General features: G+C 62.8%; 17 protein-coding genes. 10 read left to right on the top strand and 7 right to left on the bottom strand.

Annotated elements, in window-relative coordinates; all coding sequences use genetic code 11:
* Positions 1-33: 33 nt before the first annotated feature.
* Genes QM596_RS03800 through QM596_RS03815 form a run of 4 tightly spaced genes read right to left on the bottom strand, consistent with a single transcriptional unit; the run spans position 34 to position 3,599 of the window.
* The gene (locus QM596_RS03800; protein WP_064074237.1) at positions 34-1,584 is read right to left on the bottom strand and encodes a bifunctional 3'-5' exonuclease/DNA polymerase; all 1,551 of its coding nucleotides are present in this window, start codon (positions 1,582-1,584) and stop codon (positions 34-36) included.
* Between the two features lie 46 nt (positions 1,585-1,630).
* A complete protein-coding gene (locus tag QM596_RS03805; protein ID WP_283308173.1) occupies positions 1,631-2,494 on the bottom strand; it encodes a 5-oxoprolinase subunit C family protein in 864 nt (287 codons plus the stop codon).
* On the bottom strand, positions 2,491-3,123 hold the full coding sequence (locus tag QM596_RS03810; RefSeq protein WP_283308174.1) for a 5-oxoprolinase subunit B family protein: 633 nt from the start codon (positions 3,121-3,123) through the stop codon (positions 2,491-2,493). The genes QM596_RS03805 and QM596_RS03810 overlap by 4 nt, the downstream gene beginning before the upstream one ends.
* Positions 3,120-3,599: a MarR family winged helix-turn-helix transcriptional regulator gene (locus QM596_RS03815; protein WP_019745433.1), complete on the bottom strand. Its 480-nt coding sequence runs from the start codon at positions 3,597-3,599 to the stop codon at positions 3,120-3,122. Before QM596_RS03815 ends, QM596_RS03810 begins: the two co-directional genes overlap by 4 nt.
* 75 nt (positions 3,600-3,674) lie before the next feature.
* On the opposite strand from QM596_RS03815, the gene QM596_RS03820 reads away from it, so the two are divergent.
* The gene (locus QM596_RS03820) at positions 3,675-4,508 is read left to right on the top strand and encodes an alpha/beta fold hydrolase (RefSeq protein WP_283308176.1); all 834 of its coding nucleotides are present in this window, start codon (positions 3,675-3,677) and stop codon (positions 4,506-4,508) included.
* Positions 4,509-4,512: 4 nt separating this feature from the next.
* Here the strand turns inward: QM596_RS03820 and QM596_RS03825 are convergent, their stop codons facing one another.
* From QM596_RS03825 to QM596_RS03835, 3 genes are all read right to left on the bottom strand, one after another.
* Positions 4,513-4,956 carry a hypothetical protein gene (locus QM596_RS03825; protein WP_283308177.1) on the bottom strand — a complete coding sequence of 148 codons (444 nt, stop codon included), beginning with the start codon at positions 4,954-4,956 and terminating at the stop codon, positions 4,513-4,515.
* Between the two features lie 100 nt (positions 4,957-5,056).
* Positions 5,057-6,433: an NAD-dependent succinate-semialdehyde dehydrogenase gene (locus QM596_RS03830; protein WP_021345629.1), complete on the bottom strand. Its 1,377-nt coding sequence runs from the start codon at positions 6,431-6,433 to the stop codon at positions 5,057-5,059.
* A gap of 99 nt (positions 6,434-6,532) precedes the next feature.
* The gene (locus tag QM596_RS03835; protein ID WP_283308178.1) at positions 6,533-7,846 is read right to left on the bottom strand and encodes a YhgE/Pip domain-containing protein; all 1,314 of its coding nucleotides are present in this window, start codon (positions 7,844-7,846) and stop codon (positions 6,533-6,535) included.
* A gap of 171 nt (positions 7,847-8,017) precedes the next feature.
* Here QM596_RS03835 and QM596_RS03840 point away from each other — a divergent pair, with 171 nt between their 5' ends.
* The 9 genes from QM596_RS03840 to QM596_RS03880 are packed head-to-tail and all read left to right on the top strand — an operon-like array spanning position 8,018 to position 16,632.
* Positions 8,018-8,650: a DUF4178 domain-containing protein gene (locus tag QM596_RS03840; protein WP_019745427.1), complete on the top strand. Its 633-nt coding sequence runs from the start codon at positions 8,018-8,020 to the stop codon at positions 8,648-8,650.
* Positions 8,647-9,147 (top strand): DUF2617 family protein, encoded by a 501-nt coding sequence (locus QM596_RS03845; protein WP_182261327.1) that lies wholly within the window; start codon positions 8,647-8,649, stop codon positions 9,145-9,147. Before QM596_RS03840 ends, QM596_RS03845 begins: the two co-directional genes overlap by 4 nt.
* Before the next feature lie 26 nt (positions 9,148-9,173).
* On the top strand, positions 9,174-9,551 hold the full coding sequence (locus QM596_RS03850) for a DUF4247 domain-containing protein (protein WP_044480673.1): 378 nt from the start codon (positions 9,174-9,176) through the stop codon (positions 9,549-9,551).
* Positions 9,548-10,051 (top strand): DUF350 domain-containing protein, encoded by a 504-nt coding sequence (locus QM596_RS03855; protein WP_019745424.1) that lies wholly within the window; start codon positions 9,548-9,550, stop codon positions 10,049-10,051. The genes QM596_RS03850 and QM596_RS03855 overlap by 4 nt, the downstream gene beginning before the upstream one ends.
* Complete coding sequence (locus QM596_RS03860) at positions 10,051-11,625, top strand: polyamine aminopropyltransferase (RefSeq protein WP_502943364.1); 1,575 nt, start codon at positions 10,051-10,053, stop codon at positions 11,623-11,625. Before QM596_RS03855 ends, QM596_RS03860 begins: the two co-directional genes overlap by 1 nt.
* Before the next feature lie 52 nt (positions 11,626-11,677).
* Complete coding sequence (locus QM596_RS03865) at positions 11,678-12,418, top strand: enoyl-CoA hydratase/isomerase family protein (protein ID WP_021331919.1); 741 nt, start codon at positions 11,678-11,680, stop codon at positions 12,416-12,418.
* A 5-nt stretch (positions 12,419-12,423) separates the two neighbouring features.
* On the top strand, positions 12,424-13,977 hold the full coding sequence (locus QM596_RS03870) for an acetolactate synthase large subunit (RefSeq protein ID WP_170320384.1): 1,554 nt from the start codon (positions 12,424-12,426) through the stop codon (positions 13,975-13,977).
* A gap of 48 nt (positions 13,978-14,025) precedes the next feature.
* Positions 14,026-14,703 carry a GAP family protein gene (locus QM596_RS03875; protein ID WP_019745421.1) on the top strand — a complete coding sequence of 226 codons (678 nt, stop codon included), beginning with the start codon at positions 14,026-14,028 and terminating at the stop codon, positions 14,701-14,703.
* Between the two features lie 18 nt (positions 14,704-14,721).
* Entirely contained in the window at positions 14,722-16,632 is a 1,911-nt protein-coding gene (locus QM596_RS03880; protein ID WP_021345623.1) for an SEC-C domain-containing protein, read from the top strand.
* The last annotated feature ends 17 nt before the right edge of the window (positions 16,633-16,649 follow it).

Below are 16,649 nucleotides of genomic sequence, written 5' to 3' on the forward strand. Positions count from 1 at the left end.
GCGGTGGAACCACTTGGCGTGGAATTGACGACGCTACGAAGTGCCTTTGCCGTATGTCTCGCGGGCTGCGACGTCCATGGGAAAACGGACGACTGTGTCGCCGAACAACAATCGAGTTGCCGAAGCCGCGGCGGCCAGCACGTGGGCGGCACCTGACTCGGGGTTTCGGGTATGCACGACTACCTCGTCGTGCTGGAAGAAGACCAACTCGCCGTCCGGGTCTTCGGCGAGGCGGCGCCTGAGGTCGGCCAGGAGGCACAGCGCCCACTCGGACGCAGTGGCCTGCACGACGAAGTTGCGCGTGAAACGACCGCGGGCGTGAGCGTCGCCGTGGGAGTAGAAGTCGGGAGACGGTGGGGGACAGGCCCGGCCGAGCAGTGACTTCACCACCTCGCCGCGCTCACCTGCCTTGGCAGCTTGCTCGACGTACTCGACGGCGACCGGGAATCGCTTCCGCAACAAGACGAGCAGTGCTTTGGCTTCACCCGCCGTCGCCCCGTACAGGACTCCGAGGATTGCGACCTTGGCTTTGGCGCGATCACCGCCGAAGGCTTCGGCACCGACAAGTGCGTACAGGTCGTCGTCCCCGGCGGCGGCCATCATGCGGCGGTCGCCGGACATGGCGGCCAGAATTCGGGGCTCGAGCTGACCGGCGTCGGCGACGACGAACACGTGGCCCGGATCGGCGACGACGCTCGAGCGCATTGTCTTCGGAATCTGGAGGGCCCCGCCGCCTCGACTCGCCCACCTGCCGGACACGACACCACCGGGAACGTAGATCGGACGGAATCGATCTCCCCGCACCCAACTGTCCATCCACTGCCAACCGTTGGTGCTGTACAGCTTGGCGAGTTCGCGATGACGAAGGAGTAGCGGCACAGCCGGATGATCGATCTCCTGCAGAAACCACTTGCGCGTCGACGGAAGTTCGATGCCCTGACGACCGAACGCCTCGGTGATCTCCACCGAAGACGAAGGATTGACGGTGCGCCCGAAGACCTCACTGATCTGTGCGGCAAGTTCCTGCATACGAGCGGGGAGGTCGTATCCCGTCGGCCGCGGCCCCAGCCGTTCTTCGAGGAGTTCGCGATGCTTCTGCGTCGAGAACGGAAGGCCCGTGTGCGTCATCTCGGCGGCGCTGAGAGCGCCGGCCGATTCTGCTGCGATCAACAAGTCCAGTCGAGCGTCCGCGCCGATGGTTGCGCGCTGCTCGGCGAATTCGGTGACGACGGCGAGGGGATCGAGAACGGGTGCAGTGTCGAAGAGTCCGAGTCGATCGTCGTCGAACTCCTCGGCGGGCGGTGACGGTTTGCCGGCGCGCATTCCGAGTATCGCGCGGGTCAGGGAGATGTCGTGGCACCGCTGAACCCGTACGCCTGCCCGCAGTAGGGGTGGGTACACGGTCGCCGTACTCGGCCACACCCACCGCGGGTGCTCGGCTTCCTCGATGGTGCGTACCGCTGCGATCAGGTCGGGGTATTCGACGGGATCGGCGAGCGGCGTTCCAGCGGGATCGGTCCGTAGGACAGTCGCCGTCACAGCTCCCGTGGACGTCGTACTACCGGGGACCAGGACAACTCGCACGACATCAGTGTGACGGCTGGGTCCGACACGCCATCGCTCGGCGTGCTCAGGCCCCGACGAACTGGATGTGCTGACCCGGGCGGGCTTGGCCGAGTCGGTCGATATCTGCGTCCTCGACCACTCCCACCACCGGATAGCCGCCGGTGATGGGGTGATCGGCGAGGAACACGACAGGTTGGCCGCTGGGTGGGACCTGGATCGATCCGAGTGCCACGCCTTCGGTGGGCAGTTCGGTGTCGTCTGTTCTTCGAAGTAGTTCGTCGGCGCCGACGCGATCGACGCGTGCGCCGATTCGGTCCGAGTCGGTCGAGATCGCCCATCGGCCATGGAGGAGTGTTTCGGGGTTGGTGAATCGATCTGCGCGGGGACCGAACACCACTCGAATGGCGAGAGTCTCGTTTGCCATCGGCGGCACCGGTGCGAGGTCGACGGCTGAGAACGTGGTCGGCGATGGCCCGATCGGGAGAAAAACACCAGGCTCGAGAGGCGCCGGACCGATCCCGGACATCGTGTCGGTGCTGCGCGATCCCAGGATCTCGGGAACCACAATGCCGCCTCGGACGGTCAGATACGTCCGCAGTCCACTCGGTGCGTAGTCCAGGCGGACGGTCTGACCAGCCCGCAGATCGATCACGCTCGAATGCCCGACCGGAATGCCGTCGCGGTAGGCCTGTGCAGGCGCACCGGTGAACGCGATCGTTGTCGGTTGCTGCGCCCGAAGACTCAGCCCACCCAGGAGGACCTCGACACCGGCTGCGCCCTCGTTGTTGCCGACGAGCCGATTGCCAAGCCTGAGAGATCGCCTGTCCGCCGCACCGGAAACCCCGACACCCGAGCGAAGATGACCTATCCGTCCGAGGTCCTGGATCAGGCTCAGCGGCCCGGTGTCGAGTATCTCCAGACTGTTCATCGTTGTTCCTCGTTCACGAAGCGCACGCGTCTGCCGGGCTGAACGGTGGCCGGTGGTGTGGCGTTCAGATCCCACATCACGGCATCGGTGCTCCCGATGATCTGCCAGCCACCCGGTGATGCACGCGGGTAGACCGCGCTGTATCCAGCGGCCAGGGCGACGGAACCGGCAGGCACAGCGGTTCGTGATTGCGTTCGACGCGGAACGTCGAGCCGAGTGTCGCCTGAAGTCAGGTAGGCGAAGCCGGGTGCGAATCCGATGAAGGCGCAACGCCACATTGCCCCGGTGTGGGCCGCAACCACCTCGGATCGGCTCATACCAAGTGACTGTGCGACGTCGTCGAGGTCGGGCCCGTCGTACCTGACGGCGATGGTGAGTGCATCCGTCTCGAAATGCTCGTCTGTGGTCGCGGCAGAATCGGTCTGCTCGAGATCGTTCAAGCGCTTCCGGACGTACGTGAGATCTGCCGCCGGGGTGCACGTGACCAGGACCGTGCGAGCTGCGGGGAGGAAGTCTTCGACCCCGACCGGGGTGTTACGCGTCAGTGCTTCGGTGAACGCGAGAACGTCAGCTTCGGAATCGAAGTCCACGAGCAATGCGCGTTCTCCCGCGGGAAGTATGCGAGTCACAGGGAGGGCTCCCGATCGATTCGAGTCCGCTCCACGTCCGCTCGCATCGCCACGATGAAACTCGCGATGGTGGCTCGCTCGGCCGCGGTGTAATTCCCGACGGTGCTCGCAGCCCGTGAAATGAGGGGGCCGAAGAAGCTCTCGCCCAGAGTGACCGCCGATGGTGTGACCTGCAAGAGCACCCGTCGACGGTCCGCTGAATCTCGCTCCCGAGCTACGTGCCCCGCTTTGACCATCCGGTCGACCAGTGCAGTCACCGACGCCGAGTTGATCCCGAGCTGTGAGCCCAACCAACCAGGCGTCGCCGGTGTGTCCGAGCGCTCGGCATCGAGAAGGCAGATCAGTGCGCGGACGTCGGTCGAGTGCATTTTGTACTTGTTCGCAAAGCCGGAAACCGCCACGTTCAAGTCGACGGTCAGTGCGCGAAGCGAGTGGACGATCGCCATCGCTTCGTCTTCTGCATCGCCGACGCTCATGGATGCCTCCAGCCCTGGTGTGTTGTCTCTCGATTGTCTACTATCTCGATAGTCGAGAGAAAATGGGGGTGGGGAATGGACTTCAATCGCGCATACGACGCCGTACTGACCAAATGGCCGCAAAAACCGCTGGGTGTGGATCTCGCAGGCCGGTTCGGCCGAACGCATGTGAACGTCTGTGGACCTGAAGACTCGCGGCCGTTGATCCTTCTGCCCGGGGGAGGTGCCACTTCGACGGTGTGGTTCGACAACATTGCGGCGCTGTCGAAATCCCGGCGTGTTTTTGCCGTCGACACCCTGGGCGATGCCGGACTCAGCATTCCGAATGGTGATCCGATGAAGTCCGTCGACGATCTGATCGAGTGGATGGACTCGATAGTCGATTGCACCGGCGCCGACACCGTCGATGTGATCGGACATTCCTACGGCGCAATGATTGCGTTGGCCTTTGCGCTGCATCGACCGGATCGTGTCGGGAAACTTGTTCTGCTCGATCCTAATTCGAGTTTCGCCGGCATGAAGGCGGGCTACCTTCTGCGTGCGCTTCCGCTGTTGCTGTCCCCGTCGCGAGCACGCCGAAAGCGACTGTTGGAGTGGGAGACAGGTGAGTCGAGTATCGACTCCGACTGGCTGTCTCTTGTGGAAGTGGGCACTTCGGATCTACCGCGACCCGATCTCGTAGTGCCTCAACGTCCTTCGAAAGAGGACTTGAGCGCACTGGATGTCGAGTTGCTGGTGGTCCTCGCGCAGGACGGACGGGTGCATGATGCGGAAACGGTGTCGAGGTCGGTGCGGGAGAGGATTCCCGCAGCACGTGTCGAGGTGCTGAAAGATGCTTCACATCACAGTATTCCGATGGTTCCCGCCGATGAACTCAACCGAGTGCTCGTCGACTTCTTGGAGGGCTAGCGGATCAGGGTGCGACGACGCACCCCGGACCGATCGGGGTGGCCGGATTGACATCGACCGTTGTGACCGGCCCGCCCGCTGACGTCTGGTAGGCCATCAGAGAATGGTCGCCGGGTGCGGTCGGAGTCCACAGCGTGACGGCGTGGCCGAGTACAACCGGCAAGGTGAAATAGGGATTGACGGTGTCCCAGATCAATTCCTGCGGGAACATGGTCGACGCCCGGTTCAGGTCGACAATCGAGACGTTCGACTCGTCCAACGCTGCTGTCCTGGCAACCACCAGATACGTGCAGCCCGCCCCGTACGGCGTTGTCGGCCCGCTACTGAGACCCGGAAGGATCGTGACGTCGACTACGTCCGCGGAAGCTGACGTCGCGGACCAGATGGCGGCGCTCGCGCTGATGGCGGCGGCGATCACGGTAGTGCGAGCGATTCGTGAAAGTGTCATACCAGCAGGTCGGTTTCATCCTGCGGAGCGTTACAGTTGAAGGCCCCGACCTCAACAGAGATCAGGGCCTTCCTTTGTATTGCGCTACTTTTGCACCGCGCTACTTCTTGGAGACGCGGAGCAGCTTCTTGTTCACGAACTCGTCCATTCCCCACGGACCGAGCTCGCGGCCGACTCCGGAGCGCTTGACTCCGCCGAAGGGCAGACCGGGCAACGTCGTTCCGTGCTCGTTGACAAACGCCATTCCCACGTCGAGATCGGCAGCGACCGACCGGGCGGAATCGAGATCGCTGCTCCAGACGGACCCGCTCAGACCGTAGACCGACGAATTGGCAAGTTCCACAGCCTCGCTGGCCGACTTGACCTTGTAGACGACGCCGGCAGGTCCGAACAGTTCTTCGCTGTAAGCCCGCATGTCCGGGGTCACGTCTGCGAGCAACGTCGGCTGAACGTAGGCGCCCGGGCCGTCGATCTTCTTCCCACCGGTGAGCAGCGTTGCTCCCTTGGACACAGCGTCGTCGATCTGCTCGATCAGAGTGTCTGCCGCGCTCTGTGAGGACAGCGGGCCCAGGACGGTGGATTCGTCCAACGGGTCACCGGCAGAAACGGATTCGAAGGACGTCGCCAATTTGCGGGTGAAGTCGTCGTAGAAATCTTCGGTGACGATGAAACGCTTGGCCGCATTGCAGGCCTGGCCGGCATTGGACAGACGCGCCTTGGTTGCGGACTTGACGGTGGCATCCATGTCGTCGGAATCGAGGACGATGAACACGTCCGATCCGCCGAGTTCGAGGACGACCTTCTTGAGATTGCGTCCCGCAGTTTCGGCGACGCTGGTGCCGGCGCGTTCGCTGCCAGTCAGTGACACGCCTTGAACTCGTGGATCGGCGATCATGTCCGCGATCTGCTCGTTGGTCGCGAAGACGTTGACGTAGGCGTCGTCCGGCAATCCGGCTTGTCGCAAGATCTCTTCCATCAGCAGAGCCGACTGCGGACAGTTGGACGCGTGCTTGAGAATGATCGTGTTGCCCAGCATGAGATTCGGTGCCGCGAAGCGGGCGACCTGGTAGTACGGGAAGTTCCACGGCATGACGCCGATCAGGGCACCGATCGGTCGCCGGTACACAACCGACTCCTCGGCCCCGGGAACGTCGAGCCGTTCTTCCTCGAGCAACGCCGGACCGTGGTCTGCGTACCACTGATAGATCGCGGCCGAGAGTTGTACTTCGCCCTTGGCCTCGCGGACCGGCTTACCCATCTCCAACGAGATCATTCGGGCCAGTTCGTCCGCCCGCTCTGTGTACAGTTCGGCGGTCTTGCTCAGGACTGCCGCACGTTGCTGTGGCGCACTGTTGCGCCAGGTCAAGTAGCCGCGATGCGTGTTCGCAAGTGCGGCTTCAACTCCGGCGTCATCCAAAGTATCGAATTCCCTGACGGTTTCACCTGTCGCGGGATTGACTGTTTTGTAATTAGCCATAGTTGTACAACGTGCGGAAGGGGGTCGAAGATTCCCGAAACGCGCAATCACATTGAATCGGCCCAACAGGTTTCGATCAAATCCCGGCTGGGTACCATCTCACGCCACTTTGGGGCGATGGGTGCGTTCGTAGCCCTTGCGGTCGTAGAAACGGGTGGTCACGATGCCGAGTACGACGCCGATCAGTAGACCCACCAACGTCATCCAGACGGCATGCAGCAGCCCTGCCTCACCGCGTGCGCCGAAGAACAGGATCGATCGCGTACCCATGTAGATCTGGTGCATCGGCTCGAATTGCGCCAGCCAGGCATACAACCTGGGGCTGGCTTCGAGGGGGATGGTGCCACCGGACGAGGGCAGCGCGAGGATGACGAACACGAACAGGTTGATCAACATGCCCAACGAGCCGAATGCGGCCATCACCGACATCGCCGTGATGCCGACTGCAGTGATGACCAGCGCGCCGTACTCCCACAATGCAAGCCCGTGAGTGACCGGCATTCCGAGGGCGCGACTGATCCACTGGAACAACGCGGAGACTATGCCGGACAACACGATCATGAACGCCCATTTGACGAGCAGCGTCCGAAACCTGTTGATACCCACAACGTCGTTCTGAACGAAGAGCGGACCGAATTCGGTAGGCGCATATCCGAGCATGCCGTCCACCAAGGAATTGACCACGGTTGCTCCGGTGAATCCCGCAAGGACCAACAGCAGCGCGAAATAGAATGCAACCAAACCGAATCCGGTGCCGTCGGGAAGCGGATCGTGGGCCACCGTGAGTACGTTCACCGGATTTTCGAGCAGCAGGCGGCTCGCTCCTGAGATCTGGGTTCCGGTGCCTCCCGCTTCCAGCTGCTGGGTGACCAGGGTGGTGAGTTGCTCGCCCATGTTCTTGTTGACCGAGGCGAGGGCTGTAGTGCCGATCGACTGGACCAGAGATGCGGAGACGGAACCTGCACGTGGATTGGTGTAGATCGTGATGATCGGTTGCTCTACGTCACCGGCGACGACGCTGGCCTCCGCCAGGATGATCGTCCTCTTCGTGAAATCACTGGGAATCACGATCGCGCCGTACAGCGTGCCGGAGTTCAACCGAGATTGGGCTTCGGCGATACCGATCTGCTGCAGGTCGATCTTCTGGTGGTCGATTCCGTTTTCGAGGCCGGCGACGATGTCGTTTCCGAAATTCTTGCGGTCGGTGGGGTCGCCGCCGGGGAGGGTGTCGCCTTCGTCCTGGTTGACCAGGGCGATCGGGAACTGGTCCAGGTGTTTCTTGGGGTCGAGTATTCCGCCCATGTACAGCGCTGCCAGCGCCGACATCAAGAGGGTGACCACTATCAACGGCGTCAACCAGAATCGTGGTGTGTGCATGACGGTGCGGGCAGACGGCTCCGGGTTCTTGCTCATCGTCAGTCGACCGGCTTTCTTTCGCGCGGAGTTCCTCGGGCTGAGCGTAAACGCAAAGGTGCGCCGGGGCAGTCTTTCGATCTGCCCACGGCGCTGGAGACCTGCCCGGCCGGCGGCGGGTCAGCTTGCCGGCAGTCTCATCCGAAAAGGCTGAGAACGGATCGGTAGGGTATGGCCCGCGGCAACCCTGCCGAGACGATTTCGGAGAAACCGTTGACCAACGTGCTGATAGTTGTCCTGATACTCGTAGTGATCGCTGCCGTCGCGTTTGTGGTCCTGCGCGGACGCCAGGGGAAGCCGAATGCTCGCGTGGACCCGCTCGCCGACTATCCCGAGGTGTACGACCCCCACAAGATCGGGGTCGGCGACATCATCACGTACGCGGGTATCGACCACGTTGTTCGAGGGACCATCACGCTCGACGAAGAGGGATACATCTGGCGTGAGCACCTTCTCGACGGGTCGACCGGTCGTCGTTGGCTGACAGTGGAGGACGACGAGGGCGAACTCGAGATGACTCTCTGGATGCGTCGAGAAGGAACCAACCTGGTCCCGAACGGCGACGTCATTCTCGACGACAAGGTTCACCGCAAGATCGAAAGTGGAACGGCGAAGTTCACGGCCGAGGGTACGACGGGTACGGCCCCCTCCGGCTCGATGGAATACGCGGACTACGCGACCGCCGACAAGACCGGGCTGATCGCATTCGAGAAGTGGGCGCGCGGACAGTCGTGGGAGGTTTCCACGGGACGTGCGGTCACCCGCAGCGAACTCACCGTCATCCACTCGGGCCCACCGGAATGAGTCTGTATCGACTCGATGTGGAACCGACCGACGTGAATGCCTCGGCACTGGGGTTGGTGCTGGGAGCCCCCTCGCCGCCGACCCTCGCCGAGTTGGTGATCGAAACTTCCGATGCGACGTTGACACTCGGAGTGCTCGGGGCATCTCACGTGGTGACGGCCCGGGCGTCGGGAAAGGAACTGACCGAGCAGGTTTCGTGCGATGCTCTTGCCGCCGGCGGTGAACCCTTGCCGTCAGTGGAGTCCACGGGAAACTACCGGTTCGAGTCTTCGTCGCTGATCCTGGACCGAGTCGAATTCGATTCGGAAGCTGCATCGTTGAGAGAGTCCGCCGGCCAGGACGGTTGGATCTGCGGATCCTTTCCCGGCGACGACACAGCGTTGACCGCGTTGTGTGGCGTGCGAGACCGCCAGGGGTGGAGTTGGCAGAGTTGGCATTTGTACCCGGGGGAGGGGACAGGAGTGATCGTGAAGACGCGCAGTAGGTGGCGCCCGTGAGGGGGCGGACGTGGTTTGCTCCGGTGATGGTGGCAGCCGCAATTATGTTGTCGGCGTGCGGTGGTGGAGCCAAAGACTTCATCGCGGACAACTATTCCAAGACGTCCCAGGATGGCGACGTCGTGTTGTACTCGTCGAAAGATCCAGTGGGCACGACCGTCTCACGGATTGTCGACGCGGACGAACCAGCGGCGCGAAGTGCTGACGGCGGCAACGAATACCTGCGCTACGACGATGACATCGTCACTGTCAGTTCGGCTTCGGGCGGTGGCAGCACCATCAAGGTAGAGGACATCGACGGCACGTATCGCAGCGGCGGATACGCGTACCTGGGACCGGGCTTCAACCCGGGATCCCCGGCGGGTGGAAGTAGTGGCAGCGGCGGCTCGGGTAGTGCCAAATGACGGTAGTGCTCAATGAGAAGGAGAACGGCGTGACGAACATCTTTGCATCCACTTCCGTCGAGATCGGAACGGTGGATCCGGCATTGCTCGTCGGGGGCGTTCTCGGCACCCTCGCCTACTTCGTCGTCGGCGTAGCGGTTCTGGCGACGGGATTCCTGGTCCTCGACCTTATGACACCCGGAAATCTCCGCCACCAGGTTTACGTCGACAAGAACCCGAACGCTGCGATTCTGTTGGCTTCCAACCATCTTGCGCTGGCGATCATCGTGGTGACGGCAATCCTGACCAGTTCGGACGGCTTTGCCCAGGGACTCGCCGACTCCGCGGTGTACGGACTGTTCGCGATCGTGTTGCAAGCGATCGCGCTGCGTTTGATGAACGCATTTCTTCCCGGCAAGTTGGTTGCACTGGTGCAGGATCCGAAGATGTGCGGCGCCGCGTGGGCGGTGGGTGTGAGCTTGTTGTCCATCGGTTTGGTGAACGCCGCAGCGCTCACCTGATGGTTGCCGCTGATCGCGATGTGAAAGTTGCCGAGCGTTCGACGATGCTCGGCTCACGCGCACGCGTGCTTCTCCTTGCGGCTGTTGCCGCGTGCGCGGCGTGCGGCCTGATCTACGAGCTGGCCCTGTTGACGCTCAGCGTGAGTCTGACCGGCGGCGGCATCACCCAGACGTCGTTGATCGTCGCGGGATTTGTTGCGGCGCTGGGTATCGGAGCGCTGGCCGCCAAACCGCTGTTGGGGCATGCGGCCATCTCGTTTGTGACCGTCGAAATCCTGCTCGGGATGATCGGCGGATTCAGTGCCGTCACGCTGTACGTGACCTTCACGTTCTTCGGTTCCAGCGCAGCAGTTCTGGTGGCTGCGACCGCGCTGATCGGTATCCTCGTGGGTGCCGAAGTGCCTCTGCTGATGACGCTGTTGCAGTCCGGTCGCAGCGACAACGACGCACAGAGCACCGGAAAGGTATTGGCCAACCTCAATGCAGCCGACTATCTCGGCGCGCTGATCGGCGGCCTCCTGTGGCCGTTCGTATTGTTGCCGTGGGCGGGCATGATTCGCGGCGCCGCACTCACCGGCATGATCAATCTCGTGGCTGCGGCAGTTGTCGCGCTGATACTTCTTCGGTGGCAGCTCAGCCTGCGTGCACGATTGATCGCCGTCGTCGCAATGCTGTTGGCGGCGAGCTTGATCGGGTGGCTGCTGATCGCGGCCTCGGACATCGAGACCACGTCGAGGCAGCGGCTCTACACCGATCCCGTGGTGGCCGCCGAGCGATCGGTGTACCAGGAAATCGTCGTCACCGAGCGGGGAAACGACGTGCGACTGTTCCTCGACGGAGACCTGCAGTTCTCCAGTGTCGACGAGCATCGGTATACCGAGTCGCTGGTGTATCCGGCCCTGGTCAACGACCCGCGGCGCGTGCTGATTCTGGGCGGAGGTGACGGCCTCGCTGCACGAGAAGTGCTGCGAATGAACAGCGTCGAGCAGATAGTTCAGGTGGAACTCGATCCGGCAGTCATCGAGTTGGCCAACACGCGTCTTCGTGATCTGAACGCGGGAGCACTCGAGGATCCACGGGTGGACGTCGTACTCGACGACGCGTTTCGGTGGTTGCGCGAGCGTCCGGATCCAGGCTTCGATGCGGTGATCGTCGACCTCCCGGATCCTGACACCCCCGCACTTGGCCGCTTGTATTCAATGGAGTTCTACGGACTTGCCGCTGCCGCGATGAATCCGGGCGGGCTGATGGTCGTCCAGTCCGGCAGTCCGTACTCGACGCCGGATGCGTACTGGAGAACGGTGTCGACGGTATCGGCTGTTGGACTGAGCGTCTCGCCCTACCACGTTTTCGTGCCGAGCTTCGGTGACTGGGGATACGTGCTCGCGCAAAGAGGTTCCACGCCGCCCGAGCTTCGTCTGCCCGCTGATGTGCCGAACCTGCGGTTCCTCGACGAGCCCACCCTGGCGTCGGCCTCGGTGTTTCCTCGCGATCGCCCGAGGCGGGAAATGGAGCCTTCGACACTCGACCGGCCGCGCATCGTCGACGATATGCGCAAGGGCTATGAACGCTGAACTCCCGACCGAGTAGCTTGAATCGAGACTCTCGGCCACGACGGAGGTACGGATGACTGTTCGGATCGAGGAGCACGCACCGGGAGTCCGGTTGCTCACGATGGATCGCCAGGAGAGGCGCAACGCGCTCGACCCCAAGACTTACCGCGAACTGACGAACGCGATCCGGGAGTCTGACGACGATGATGCAGTGCGGGTTTCGGTGCTGACGGGCGCCGGTGGTGTCTTCACCAGCGGCAACGACATCGGAAGTTTCCAGGACACTGCCGGGAGAGACGGCGGCGAGGCCAAAGACCTGCTGATCGCACTCGTCACCGCACGCAAACCGATTGTCGCAGCGGTCGAGGGGTTTGCAGTCGGAATCGGCACCACGATGTTGTTGCACTGCGACTTGGCATTCGCGGGGCGAGGTACACGATTCCGATTGCCGTTCGTTCCGCTCGGGCTCTCGCCCGAGGGCGGATCGAGTTACCTGTTGCCGCAGATCGCGGGGCTCAAGCGGGCAACGGAACTACTGATGCTCGGAGAAATGTTCGGGGCGGAGGAGGCTGCCGAAGCCGGCCTGATCAATCGCGTTGTGGAGGCCGAGACCGCGCTCGACGTGGCATTGGAGCGCGCGGTGCGCATTGCAGACTCCCCGGCTGAATCGGTGACGCTGACGAAGATGCTCCTCCGCCGCCCACATCTCGATGCCCTGCTGGAAACCATCGACGTGGAGTCGGATCATTTCGCGAGACGGCGGCGATCCGACGAAGCGCAAGAAGCCTTCGCAGCTTTCATGAAGAAGAGGTGACCGAAATGAATGGTGCACAATCGCTTATCCAGAGCTTGGTCGACTCGGGTGTCGAGGTGTGCTTCGGCAATCCCGGAACGTCCGAGATGCATTTTGTTGCCGCACTCGATTCCGTTCCCCAGATGCGTGCGGTACTCGGCTTGTTCGAGGGCGCCGTCACCGGTGCCGCGGACGGGTACGCGCGTATCGCCGGAAAGCCTGCCGCGACGCTGCTTCATCTCGGCCCCGGAATGGCGAACGGACTGGCGAACCTTCACAACGCGCGCCGCGCCCACACCCCCATCGTGAACATCGTCGGGGACCACGCGACCTACCACCACGGTTTCGACGCTCCACTCGAATCGAATATCGACGCGCTGACCGAGTGGCTGGAGGGATGGAGTCGACGTTCCGACTCCACCGCGACCGTCGGTAGCGATGCGGCCGACGCCGTTGCCGCCTCCATGGATCCGCCCGGACGCATTGCCACACTTGTCCTCCCCGCCGACGTCTCGTGGAGCGAAGGTGGAGTTCTTGCGGGTCCTCGAGACATACCGGGGCGGGCGGAAGTAACTGCAGCACAGATCGACTCGGTGGTAGGCGCGCTCAATGCCGAGGGGCGCGCCACGCTACTGTTGGGCGGCGTAGCGTGTTCCGAAGCCGGACTGCGCGCCGCTTCCCGAATTGCAGTCGCGACCGGTGCACAGATTCTGGTCGAGACCTTTCCGGCCAGGCTTCAACGCGGTGCGGGACTACCGTCATTCGAGCGCTTGGGATACTTCGCCGAGCACGCCACCGAACAACTTCGCGGAACAACTCAGCTCGTCCTGGCCGGCGCGGTTTCGCCGGTCTCGTTCTTTGCGTATCCCGGAAAACCGAGCGATCTGGTCCCGGACGGCGCCGCGGTGACAACGCTGGCGAATGTCAGCGACGATGTTGTCGGCGCGTTGGAAGCAGTGGCGGAACTCGTGGCACCCGGAGTGGAACCCGTTCTGCAGGAGGCAAATCGGCCGTCGCTGCCGAGCGGGCCTCTCGACGTGCGAAATTGGGCCGACGTGATCGGGGCCCTGCTGCCAGACGACTCCATCATCTCCGACGAGGCGGCCACTTCCGGTTGGGCGATCCCGATTGCCCTTGCCGGAGCGCCGCGCCACGACGTGCTCACGCTCACCGGAGGTGCCATCGGCCAGGGCATCCCGGTGGCGACGGGCGCCGCTGTGGCAGCGCCGGAGCGGCCGGTGATCAATCTCGAAGCCGACGGAAGCGCGATGTACACCATCACGGCGTTGTGGACGCAGGCGCGAGAACAGTTGAACGTCACGACGATTCTGCTCAACAATCGCGCATACGCCATCCTGCGTGGCGAACTGCAACGAGTCGGCGCAGAAGGTGGCGGCGTCGTCGCACAGTCGATGTTGGATCTGTCGTCTCCGAACATGGACTACGTCAAGATCTCCGAGGGGTTGGGAGTGCCCGCGTCGCGGGCGAACACAGCGGAGGAGTTGGCCGAACAGTTTGCCGCAGCGCTGGCGGAACCCGGCCCGCATCTCATCGAGGTCATGCTGCCTCCGCCGTCGTGATTTCGACCTCGAATCGATCGTCGATTTTGCATTCAACTGGAGGTTTTGGTGCTAGCTGCGATCGGTCTGTCTCTTCCGATTGCCCTCGGCCTGCTTTTCGTCTCGATGCCCATGGCGGTGATCGTGCTCGTCATGATCACCGCTGGAGCACATCGAGGGGCGGCATCTTTTCTACTCGGGTGGGTCCTCGGAATCTCGGCAGTCGTTGCGGTGACGATCGTGATCGCGGACTATTCGTTTGCGGAGTCGGAGTCGTCGCAGACTTCGGTGTGGTCGAGCGTCGTACGAATCGTGTTGGGGCTCGTTCTGTTCGGATTGGCGTACAAGCAGTGGCGAGCGCGTCCGAGGGACGGAAGTGATCCGACAGTTCCGAAGTGGATGAAGAGCATCGACGGCTTGACTCCGCGGAAGGCGTTCGGGTTGGCGTTCTTGTCCGCGGCGGTCAATCCCAAAAATGCAGCGCTGGCGGTATCCGGTGCGGCCACTATCGCGGTCGCCACGAATGTTGTTGCCCAACAGATTGTTGCCGCGGTGATCTTCACGGTCATCGCGAGCGTCGGCATCGCGTCGCCGATCCTGGTCAAGGTGTTCTCCGGCAAGCGAGCCGACGAGATCCTCGCATCAGCGAAGTCATGGATGACCGCGAACAACGCAGTGATGATGACGGTCATCCTGGCAATCCTCGGTGCGACCGTGCTGGGCGAGGGGCTCAGTGGACTGCAATAAGTCGCCTACCATTGGCGGGTGACTGATTTCGACGACGAAACCGCTGGTTCCGACGCTGCTGGTTCCATTGCCTCCGCTGCTTTGGCTGTTCTGCGCGAGCAAGGCCCGCTGAGTCTCGAAGAGTGGGCGACCCATCTCGAGGAGTACGGAGCTGCGACCGAGTTGGCCGACGTGCTCGAGTATCTGTCCGAACCGATGCTCGGGTACCTGCCCAACGGAAAGTACGTCGCCCTCGACACGGTCCTCGAAGGGCTCGTGTTCACTCACCGGCTAAGCGAGCTCGAGATTGCGTCCGACATCCTCGACGCGAGCCCCGATCTGGAACCGATCTTGGCATTCGGCGACGGCGAGGACGGGGCGATCCGGGTGGCCCTGGCGGAAGAAGCGGCCGTGGAACGTGGAGCTGCTCCCTTCCGGAGTCGACGAGTTGTGGTTCTTCCAGCCGGAACCCTCGGCGAGTGCGCCGACGGTGATCTCATCGGCCTGGCAGTCGAAGACGGAAGACTTGCGTTTCGTCTGGTCGAGATCGAGGACGAACCCGATCTTGCTCCGGCGCTCGGCGAACTCTTCGAGGAGGACGGAGTCGAGGCCCTGGATTCGGTGTGCTGGCAACTCCTGCTCGAGGATCCGTCTCTCTTCACGGTTCCTGTTGCGCCGCTGGGTGAGATCTTCGAGGCGGCAGGTTACGAGCACGAGCGTGAACTACTGGCTCGGCGGGGATTCGACTTCGATGCCTACGACCTGCAGATTCGGACAGCTTTGGTCGCCAGTACCTACGACCTGACCCACGACGAGGCCGTCGCTGCTGTTGCATTTGTCGATCTGGCGGACCGCGGATACACCGATGCCGTCATCGCCGACTTCGACATCGTGGACTGGGCTCGCCGTCACGTCAGCGCCGCCCCGGACTTCTTTGTCTCACTGGCAGATCCGGGTGCTGCAGTGGCCGTGTTCGATCTCGGATTTCGGAATCAGGACCCGGTGACCGACGCAATCCTCGAAGCGCTTGCGTCCGAACTGGCCGAGCGAGGGCCACGGTCGGTCAGGGCGGCGGCTCATTGGCTCGCCGGTAAGGCCGTCGATCGGCTGGGGCGCGTCCTCGAAGCGGAGGCGCACTACGAGAAAGCGCTCCTTGCCGAATCCGGTTGGGGTCCGGCCTTGTTCGAGCTGGCTCAGTTCGCGTCGGACCGCGGCGACGCGACCCGGGCGCTGTCACTGCTCGGGCGGATCGACGGCGGAAGTGAAGAGAATCTCTACGCCGTACTGCAGGACTTCGTCCCAGTCGATCACCCGGAACTCGGGCGAAACGACAAGTGTTGGTGCGGTTCCGGCCGCAAGTACAAGGTCTGCCACCTCGGAAAGGCCGATGAATCGGTCAAGGCAGATGGTCGCTGGTTGTACAAGAAGGCGTGCCTGTTTGCGTTTGCCTCCGAATTCGTCGACGTCGTGACCGGGCTCGACGATCTCGAAAACGCGAATCTCTCCGAGGACGAACTGATCGCCGCCACGATCTTCGACGGCTCGGCACTGGACGTGGCTCTGTTCGAGGGTGGGATCTTTGCCGACTTCCTGGCCAGACGCAGCGAACTACTTCCCGAGGCGGAAGTAGTGACAGCCGCACAGTGGCTCGGGGTCCGGAGGTCGGTGTACGAGGTGATCGAAACTTCCGACACCGGCGTCGTGCTGCTCGATCGTGTGTCCGAGGAAACCGTCACCGTTGGTCACCCGGTCGAAGGAAAGCCCGGCGACCTGATCAGTGCCAGGCTCCTGACGGCCCCCACTGGTGCGCTTGCGGTGGGCGTTGTCGTCATGTCCTCGGAATCGCAGGCTGCGAGGGTACTCGAGGTTCTCGCTTCCGAGGAACTCGACGCCGAAGAACTGGTCCGCGAGTCGCGTGGAGGCGCCGATCACTCGACCGATGACCGGTGACGATGTATCGAGTCGAC

The sequence above is a fragment of the Rhodococcus sp. IEGM 1406 genome (assembly GCF_030056745.1).
GTDB lineage: Bacteria > Actinomycetota > Actinomycetes > Mycobacteriales > Mycobacteriaceae > Rhodococcus_F > Rhodococcus_F erythropolis.

Bases quoted from the DNA above. Each gene is read 5' to 3' on its own strand.
- QM596_RS03805 (WP_283308173.1), bottom strand. From the start codon at position 2,494: ATGAACAGTCTGGAGATACTCGACACCGGGCCGCTGAGCCTGATCCAG.
- QM596_RS03815 (WP_019745433.1), bottom strand. From the start codon at position 3,599: ATGAGCGTCGGCGATGCAGAAGACGAAGCGATGGCGATCGTCCACTCG.
- QM596_RS03820 (WP_283308176.1), top strand. From the start codon at position 3,675: ATGGACTTCAATCGCGCATACGACGCCGTACTGACCAAATGGCCGCAA.
- QM596_RS03825 (WP_283308177.1), bottom strand. From the start codon at position 4,956: ATGACACTTTCACGAATCGCTCGCACTACCGTGATCGCCGCCGCCATC.
- QM596_RS03830 (WP_021345629.1), bottom strand. From the start codon at position 6,433: ATGGCTAATTACAAAACAGTCAATCCCGCGACAGGTGAAACCGTCAGG.
- QM596_RS03835 (WP_283308178.1), bottom strand. From the start codon at position 7,846: ATGAGCAAGAACCCGGAGCCGTCTGCCCGCACCGTCATGCACACACCA.
- QM596_RS03840 (WP_019745427.1), top strand. From the start codon at position 8,018: ATGGCCCGCGGCAACCCTGCCGAGACGATTTCGGAGAAACCGTTGACC.
- QM596_RS03845 (WP_182261327.1), top strand. From the start codon at position 8,647: ATGAGTCTGTATCGACTCGATGTGGAACCGACCGACGTGAATGCCTCG.
- QM596_RS03850 (WP_044480673.1), top strand. From the start codon at position 9,174: ATGGTGGCAGCCGCAATTATGTTGTCGGCGTGCGGTGGTGGAGCCAAA.
- QM596_RS03855 (WP_019745424.1), top strand. From the start codon at position 9,548: ATGACGGTAGTGCTCAATGAGAAGGAGAACGGCGTGACGAACATCTTT.
- QM596_RS03860 (WP_502943364.1), top strand. From the start codon at position 10,051: ATGGTTGCCGCTGATCGCGATGTGAAAGTTGCCGAGCGTTCGACGATG.
- QM596_RS03865 (WP_021331919.1), top strand. From the start codon at position 11,678: ATGACTGTTCGGATCGAGGAGCACGCACCGGGAGTCCGGTTGCTCACG.
- QM596_RS03870 (WP_170320384.1), top strand. From the start codon at position 12,424: ATGAATGGTGCACAATCGCTTATCCAGAGCTTGGTCGACTCGGGTGTC.